Below are 7674 nucleotides of genomic sequence, written 5' to 3'. Positions count from 1 at the left end.
ACGCCACCCACGGGTTCATGGACTTCATGCTGATGATGGGCGTGGCCGGCGAGGGCGCAAAGGCCGACCACGTCGACACCCTGGACCTGTTCCACACCATGGAGGCGTACTTCACCTGGTACCCCAACGGGATCCCGAGCACGGGCGGTGTGTCGGCATGAGCAAGTACCTGCTGGACAAGTTCCTGTTCACCGTCGACCGCGACCCCGAGCTGACCGAGCGCTACCGGGAGGACCCGGCCGGCACGGTCACCTGGTGGGAGGCCGAGATGGCCAACACCATCCTCAACTGCATCCCCGCGGAGAAGACCACCTGGCTGGCCTTCACCGACGAGGAGCGGCGGGCGCTGGCCGAGCACGACCACGTCGCGCTGTTCCAGATGGGCGCGCACCCGTTCCTGACGCTCACCCTGTTCATCGCGCTGTTCGAGCGCGACCACGGGCCGATGGAGTACCAGCGTGCCTATGGGAAGGCGATGGAGCACATCTCCATGCCCTACCCCGACATCTCCACCTGAGCGGCGCCGGCTCGGTCGACGAGCCGCCCGGGAGAGGCGCCCGCAGCGCACCAGCCGACGGCTTCGGACACCCGTCCGGAGCCGCCGGCGTGCTGCGCCACGGGGACTCGTCCGGCCGTGGGCAATGCGATCCTCGAGCACCCGAAGCCAGCTCTGTGTGGTCCTTGACACAGTGTTCCGCCGTCGGGCATCGTCGCCGTTGTCCGCATCGCGGACGTGTGTCCACGCGCAGCTGTCTGTTCTTCCGGAAGGACCCGCGACATGACCACCACGGAGACCGCCCCGACCTACTCCGGGGACATCTACACCGACGCGGCGCTCCTGGAGCCCTACGAGGACTACCGCGCGCTGCGCGAGCTGAGCCCCGCAGTGTGGCTCGAGAAGCACGGCGCCTACGCAGTCGCGCGGTACGACGAGGCCCGCGCCGTCCTCATGGACAGCGACACGTTCCGTTCCGCCAACGGCATCGCGCTCAACGAGCCGGCCAACGAGGCCATCCTCGGCTGCACATTGGCCAGCGACGGCGAGCTCCACGCGCACCTGCGGCAGGTCGTGGCGCACCGGTTGACCCCTCGCGCCCTGCGGCCGATGAAGGACCTCGTCCGGGAGCGGGCCGACGAGCTGGTGGCCGAGCTGGTCGAGCGGAAGTCCTTCGACGCTGTCGCGGACCTCGCGCGGGCGCTCCCGCTCTCGATCGTGCCGGACTTCATCGGCTGGCCGCAGGAGGGCCGGGAGCACCTGCTGCGGTGGGCCGGCGCCAACTTCGACTCCTTCGGGCCGATGAACGAGCGCGCTCAGCGGGCGATGCCCCAGTGCGGTGAGATGGCCGCGTTCGGGGCGGAGGTGGTCCGCACGGGCAACGTCCTGCCCGGCAGCCTCGGCGCCGGGGTGCTCGAGGCCCGGGACAAGGGCGAGGTGACCACCGAGCAGACGATGATGCTGATGCTGGACTACCTGGCGCCCTCGCTGGACACCACCATCAGCGCGGTCGGCAGTGCGATCTGGCTCTTCTCCCAGCACCCGGACCAGTGGGACCTCCTCCGCGAGGACCCCAGCCTGATCCCGAACGCGGTCAACGAGATCGTCCGCATCGAGTCGCCGATCCGCGCCTTCGGGCGGCTCGCGAACGTGGACACCGAGATCGGCGGCGTGCCGGTCCCGGCCGGCTCCCGGGTGCTGGTCATCTACGCCTCGGCCAACCGGGACGAGCGCAAGTTCGAGCGGCCCGACGAGTTCGACGTGACCCGCCGGGACGCCGTCCACCAGCTCGGCTTCGGCCTCGGCGACCACGGCTGCGCCGGCCAGGGCCTCGCCCGGATGGAGACGGAGTCGCTCCTGCACGCCCTGGCCCAGCGGGTCACCCGGTTCCACGTCGGGGAGACCGAGCGGGCACTGAACAACCTGATCCGGGCCTTCGGCACAGTCCAGGTCACCGTCGACACGGAGGACTGACGTGAAGATCGAGGTCGACTACAAGCGGTGCGAGGGGCACGGCCTCTGCGAGGACCAGGCCCCCGACGTCTTCGAGCTCGACGACGAGGGTGACCTGATCTACCAGTTCGAAGGACAGGACGTCCCCGCCGAGCACCAGACGGCTGCTGCGCGGGGTGCGGCGGCCTGCCCGGTCGCCGCGCTCCGAGTCGTCCAGTGACCCCGGTCCCCGCGGACGGTCGCATCGTCATCGTCGGGGGGTCCATCGCCGCAGCGACGGCTGCGCGGTCGCTGCGCAACCGGGGGCACGCCGGGCAGGTCACTCTCATCAGCAGTGAGGACCACCCGCCCTACGCACGCCCGCCGCTGTCCAAAGCGGTCCTGACCGGCACCGACGTCCCCGAGTCGGCGTACCTGCCCGAGCTCGAGGGCGTCGAGCTGCTCCTGGGCGTCCCGGCGGTCGGCCTGGACTCCGCCGCCCGCACCGTCGCGCTCGCCGACGGCCGGGAGGTCGGCTACGACGGGCTGGTCATCGCAACCGGCGCCCGGGCCCGGACGCTGCCCGGGGGAGGGGACCGGGTCTACACGCTGCGTGACCTCGGTGACGCCCAGGAGCTGGGACAGCTGATGCGTCAGGGTGCCCGGCTGCTCGTCGTCGGTGGCGGTCCGCTCGGCATGGAGGTGGCCTCCGTCGGGCGGGAGCTGGGCACGGAGGTGACGCTGGTCAGCGACACACCCCCCATGGAGGCGTTGCTGGGCGCCCACCTGAGCGGACTCCTCGTCGAGGCCGCCACCGCGGCCGGGGTGGAGATCATCCGGCAGCCGGTCAGCGAGCTGCAGCAGGACCAGGCCGGTCGTCCGGTCGCCGTCCTCCACGATGGCCGGCGGGTCGACGGTGACGTGGCGTTCGTGGCGATCGGCTGCCAGCCCAACGTGGAGTGGCTCGCCGGGAGTGGGTTGGCGGCCGGCCCGCGCGGCCTCGAGGTGGACGAGTACCTGAGGGTCGCGCCGGGCATCGTCGCGGCCGGGGACGTGGTCGCGTTCCCGGCGGAGTCCGGCTGCCGGCGGACGCCGTACTGGCAGTCCGCGTTCGACCAGGCGGTGACCGCAGTGGAGGTGCTGCTGGGCAGCGGGGACGCCCCACACCTGCCTCGCCCCTACTTCTGGACCGAGCAGTTCGGCCACCACGTCAAGCTGGTCGGCTCGGTGGTCGGGGACGACGCACCCGAGGAGGTGCCCGCCGCGGCGGGCACCGTGCTGCGGTGGCGCAACTCGGACGGCGCACCGGTCGGTGCTGCGGGCATCGACTGCCCGCTGTCGATCACCAAGCTGCGCAAGCTGCTGGCGTCCGCGTAGGCGCCGAGCCCGGCACAGCACAGCGACGCCGTCCTCCCCGGCCCGACGGGCCGGGGAGGACGGTGCGCTCAGGCGTTGGTGGGGAAACCGAGGTCGACGCCGCTGCCGCGCCGGGCGGACGGCGCCAGCCACCGGCTGGTGACCGCCTTGCCGCGCGTGTAGAACTGCACGCCCTCCTGACCGTGGACGTGCAGGTCGCCGAAGAGCGACTGCTTCCAGCCGCCGAAGGAGTAGTAGGCCATCGGCACCGGTACGGAGACGTTGATGCCGACCATGCCCACCTCGACCTCCTCCTGGAAGCGGCGGGCCGCCCAGCCGTCGTTGGTGAAGATCGCCGTCCCGTTGCCGTACGGGTTGGCGTTCACCAGCGCGAGGGCCTCGTCGTAGGTCTCCACCCGGACGACCTGCAGCACCGGGCCGAAGACCTCCTCGCGGTAGACCTCCATCGCCGGCGTGACGTGGTCCAGCAGGGTGGGTCCCAGCCAGAAGCCGTCGGGGTGGCCTGCCACCTGGACGTCGCGGCCGTCGACCACGGGCGTGGCCCCCTCGGCGATGCCCGATCCGACCAGCCGGGCCACGCGGTCACGATGGGCGGCGGTGATCAGCGGCCCCATGTCCGACCCCGGCTCGGTCCCGGGGCCGACCTGCAGCCGGCCGATCCGGTCCTGCACGGCGGCGACGAACGGATCGGCCGCGGCACCGACCGCGACGACGACGGAGACGGCCATGCAGCGCTCACCGGCCGAGCCGAAGCCGGCCGAGACGGCTGCGTCGGCCGCTGCGTCGACGTCGGCGTCGGGCAGGACCACCATGTGGTTCTTCGCCCCGCCGAGGGCCTGGAACCGCTTCCCGTGCCCGACCGCCTCCTGGGCGACCGTCCGGGCGACGGGCGTGGACCCGACGAAGGACACGGCGGCCACGTCGGGGTGGGCCAGCAGCGCCTCGACGGCACGCCGGTCCCCGTTGACGACGCTGAACACGCCGTCGGGCAGCCCGGCCTGCGCCCACAGCTCGGCGACGAGCGTGGACACCGAGGGGTCGCGCTCGCTGGGCTTGAGCACGAAGGCGTTGCCGCAGGCGATGGCCACCGGGTGCATCCACATGGGCACCATGACCGGGAAGTTGAACGGCGAGATGCCGGCGACGACCCCCAGCGGCTGGCGGATCGAGTGGCTGTCCACGCCGGTGGACACGTTCGAGCTGTAGCCGCCCTTGAGGAGGTGCGGGATGCCGCAGGCGAAGTCGGCGACCTCCAGGCCGCGGGCCACCTCGCCGGCGGCGTCGGAGAGCACCTTGCCGTGCTGCGCGGTGATGACCCGGGCCAGTTCGTCGGTGTGCCGGGACACCAGCTCGCGGAAGGCGAACAGCACGGCGCTGCGCTTGGCCAGCGAGGTGGCGGCCCACTCGCGTCCGGCCAGGGCGGCCGTCTGCACCGCCTGGTCGACGTCCGCGGCCGAGGCGAGGGCCACCCGCCCGGAGACGGCGCCGGTCGCCGGGTCGCGGAGGTCGGCGAACTCGCCCGACGTCCCCTCCCACGACTTGCCCCCGACCCAGTGCAGAGTGTCCGTGCTGTTCTGGTCCTGGTTCATGTGCTGCCTCTCGGATGGGTTGCTGCGGAGAGCGGGCGGGACGGTCGGTCAGCGGCGCATGTCGACGACGGCGCGACCGATGACCTCGCCGCGGGACAGTGCCTGGTAGGCGGCGTCGGCCTCGGCGAGCCCGTACCGGCGGGTGATCAGCTCGGATGGGCGGATCACGCCGCGGGCTGCCAGGTCGAGGAGCTGCGGCATGTCACTGCGGGCTCGGGCGCCGTAGGAACCGAGGATGCGCAGCTTGCGCCGCACGATGCGGGCGAGATCGACCTCTCCGGTCCTGCCTGCAGGGGCGATCCCCACGATGACCGCCCGGCCACCGTCGTCGAGCACGTCGACCGCGGTGGCGAAGGTGCTGGGGTGCCCGAGCGCCTCGAAGGACACGTCCACGCCCCGCCCGCCGGTGAGCTCCCGGACGGCTGCGACGGGGTCGCACGTGGAGGCGTCCACCGTGTGCGTGGCGCCGAGCGCCTTCGCCGCCTCCAGCTTGTCGGCGGCGCGGTCGACAGCGATGATCGTGCCCGCGCCGGCCGCGTGGGCGAACTGGACGAGTGCCGAGCCGATGCCGCCGGTCGCGACGATGGCCACGGTCTCGCCCAGCCGCAGCTCTGCCACGTTGTGCACGGCGCCGAACGCGGTGAACGCACTGCAGCCGAGCACGGCGGCGTCGTGCAGGTCCAGGCCGTCGGGCACGGGGAAGACGTCCGTCGCCGGGACGACGCAGTACTCGGCGAGCCCGCCCATCGAGTACATCCAGATGGGGTCGCCGTCGGCCCGCGCCAGCCGCGTCTCCCCGTCGTAGAGCGTCCCCCGCAGCCGGTTGTAGCCGAAGAACGTCTCGCAGAGGTCCTCGTGCCCGCGCACACAGTGCCGGCAGGCGCCGCACGGCATGATGAACGCGCAGACCACCCGGTCGCCGACGGCGACGGTGGAGACGTCCGGTCCGATCTCCGCGACGATGCCGGACACCTCGTGGCCCAGGACGCAGGGCGTCGGGAAGGCCACCTCCCGCTTCATCACGTGCAGGTCGGTGTGGCAGACCCCGCAGGCGGCGACCTCCAGGAGCACCTCACCGCGCCGGGGGGTGGGGCGCGGGATCTCCTCGATGGTCAGGCTGGGGGTCTCCCCGGTGAAGACGGCTGCGTGCACGAAGGCTCCTCGTGGGTCGTGGACGAACAGGTGGTGAGGGAGCGGGCTGGGGGTGCCGCTCAGGCGTGCGCCGGACCGCTGCCTGGAGCGCCGTCCGCATACCGATCGGTCGTACGTTGCGGGCTCCGGTGTGGTGTGTCAAGACGCACAGTGAGCGGGGGAGGCGGGGGTCGAGGCCGGCCGAAGTGTGGCCCTTGACACGTTCCGTGTGGAGCTTGAGACTACGAACGGATGGTTGTCCGGTCAACGGACAGCGCATCGGTGACGCAGTTCGTCATCGGCAATCCGCACGGGCCGGGCCCAGTCGTCAACGCCTCCGGGCACCGCTGACGACGACGGTCGCACCGCCCTTCCACCTGACCGCACAGCCTTGCTCAGCAGAAGAGGAGCCACCATGACGACGACCGCACCTGACACGGCGGATCGGCCGGACCTCGTAGCCGCAGCCCGCGAGATCGCGCCCCTCATCCGGGAGCAGGCTGCTGCCAACGAGGCCGGCGGCAAGCTCACCGACGCGGTGGCGGACGCGCTGCACGACAAGCGCCTGTTCGGCATGTGGACCCCCGTCTCCCTGGGTGGTGCGGAGCTCGACCCGATGGCGTCGCTGGAGGTCATCCAGACGATCGCGGAGGCCGACCCGTCGACCGCGTGGGTGCTGATGGCCGCGTCGCTGGCAACCGGCACCGGCGGCGCCTACCTCAGCGACGACGCCGTCGCCGAGATGTTCAAGGGCGACCGGCTGCCCGTCGTCGCCGGGCAGGGCACCCGCCCGGGTCGGGCGGTGCGGTCCGGCGACGGGTACCGGCTGTCCGGTGAGTGGGGCTTCGCCTCCGGCATCAAGCACGCGCAGTGGATCCACACCCTCGGGGTCGTGGAGGACACCGGCCAGCCGCTGATCTTCGTGCTGCCGGTCGACCAGGCCGCGCTCGCCGAGGACTCGTGGAACGTCATGGGCCTGAAGGCCACCGGGAGCATCGACTACACGACCGAGGACGTCTACGTCCCGGCCTACTTCACCCACGAGGGGCCGACGGAGACCCCGCAGCGGGGTGGCTGGATCTTCAAGCTGGGCATCATGCACTTCGCCCTCATCGGCCACTCGGCGTGGGCCCTGGGCGTGGCCCGTCGCATGCTGGACGACCTCGCCGCACAGGTGCGTGCCAAGGCCGGCCGCGCCGGGACCGTGGCCGACAGCACCCGCTTCCAGGCCCTGTACGGCGAGCTGGAGGCGAAGTACCACGCCGCGCAGGCATTCGTGCAGCAGGTCTGGCGGGACGCCACCGAGACGCTCCAGAACGGTGGCGAGCTGAGCGTCGACCAGCGGACCAAGCTGCGCCTCGCCCTGTACAACGCCACCTGGTCGGCCGAGGCCATCAGCGTCGAGGTCTACCGGGCAGCGGGGACGTCGGCCCTGCGCACCGGCCCGATGCAGCAGTACTTCCGCGACATGCACGCCGGCACCCAGCACGTCACCTCGGCGCCGGGTGTCATCGAGGGCTGCGGCAGGCAGCTCGCCGGCCTGGCTCCCGACCACACCTGGCTCTACATGAACCTGGTGCCGCAGGGCTGACCGTCGACCGTGGGTGGCCGGACCGGGACCGGTCCGGCCACCCACGCACGGCACGTGGC

Annotated in this window: 7 protein-coding genes; 5 read left to right on the top strand and 2 right to left on the bottom strand. The window is 72.0% G+C overall.

The genetic code is table 11. The features are described from left to right. Positions 1–157 precede the first annotated feature (157 nt). The 4 genes from IN07_RS23635 to IN07_RS23620 all read left to right on the top strand — a co-directional run bounded on the left by IN07_RS23635 (position 158) and on the right by IN07_RS23620 (position 3304). On the top strand, positions 158–517 hold the full coding sequence (locus tag IN07_RS23635; RefSeq protein ID WP_036341562.1) for a hypothetical protein: 360 nt from the start codon (positions 158–160) through the stop codon (positions 515–517). Between the two features lie 261 nt (positions 518–778). Next, entirely contained in the window at positions 779–1969 is a 1191-nt protein-coding gene (locus tag IN07_RS23630; protein ID WP_036341560.1) for a cytochrome P450, read from the top strand. A 1-nt stretch (position 1970) separates the two neighbouring features. Beyond that, positions 1971–2168 carry a ferredoxin gene (locus tag IN07_RS23625; protein ID WP_036341558.1) on the top strand — a complete coding sequence of 66 codons (198 nt, stop codon included), beginning with the start codon at positions 1971–1973 and terminating at the stop codon, positions 2166–2168. Then, on the top strand, positions 2165–3304 hold the full coding sequence (locus IN07_RS23620; RefSeq protein ID WP_036341557.1) for an NAD(P)/FAD-dependent oxidoreductase: 1140 nt from the start codon (positions 2165–2167) through the stop codon (positions 3302–3304). The genes IN07_RS23625 and IN07_RS23620 overlap by 4 nt, the downstream gene beginning before the upstream one ends. Positions 3305–3372: 68 nt before the next feature. Here IN07_RS23620 and IN07_RS23615 read toward each other — a convergent pair whose 3' ends face one another. Further along, a complete protein-coding gene (locus IN07_RS23615; protein WP_036341554.1) occupies positions 3373–4893 on the bottom strand; it encodes a CoA-acylating methylmalonate-semialdehyde dehydrogenase in 1521 nt (506 codons plus the stop codon). Between the two features lie 48 nt (positions 4894–4941). Beyond that, positions 4942–6045, bottom strand: coding sequence for a zinc-binding dehydrogenase (locus tag IN07_RS23610; RefSeq protein ID WP_036341551.1), 1104 nt, complete (start codon positions 6043–6045; stop codon positions 4942–4944). 394 nt (positions 6046–6439) lie between these two features. Here IN07_RS23610 and IN07_RS23605 point away from each other — a divergent pair, with 394 nt between their 5' ends. Continuing rightward, positions 6440–7615, top strand: coding sequence for an acyl-CoA dehydrogenase family protein (locus IN07_RS23605; protein WP_036341548.1), 1176 nt, complete (start codon positions 6440–6442; stop codon positions 7613–7615). Positions 7616–7674 lie beyond the last annotated feature (59 nt).

The organism is Modestobacter caceresii (assembly GCF_000761485.1).
Classification (GTDB): domain Bacteria; phylum Actinomycetota; class Actinomycetes; order Mycobacteriales; family Geodermatophilaceae; genus Modestobacter; species Modestobacter caceresii.
This window is presented reverse-complemented; position numbering and strand designations above follow the sequence as displayed.

Coding starts and splice junctions, on each gene's coding strand:
- IN07_RS23615 (WP_036341554.1), bottom strand. CDS start 4,893: ATGAACCAGGACCAGAACAGCACGGACACTCTGCACTGGGTCGGGGGC.
- IN07_RS23605 (WP_036341548.1), top strand. CDS start 6,440: ATGACGACGACCGCACCTGACACGGCGGATCGGCCGGACCTCGTAGCC.
- IN07_RS23635 (WP_036341562.1), top strand. CDS start 158: ATGAGCAAGTACCTGCTGGACAAGTTCCTGTTCACCGTCGACCGCGAC.
- IN07_RS23630 (WP_036341560.1), top strand. CDS start 779: ATGACCACCACGGAGACCGCCCCGACCTACTCCGGGGACATCTACACC.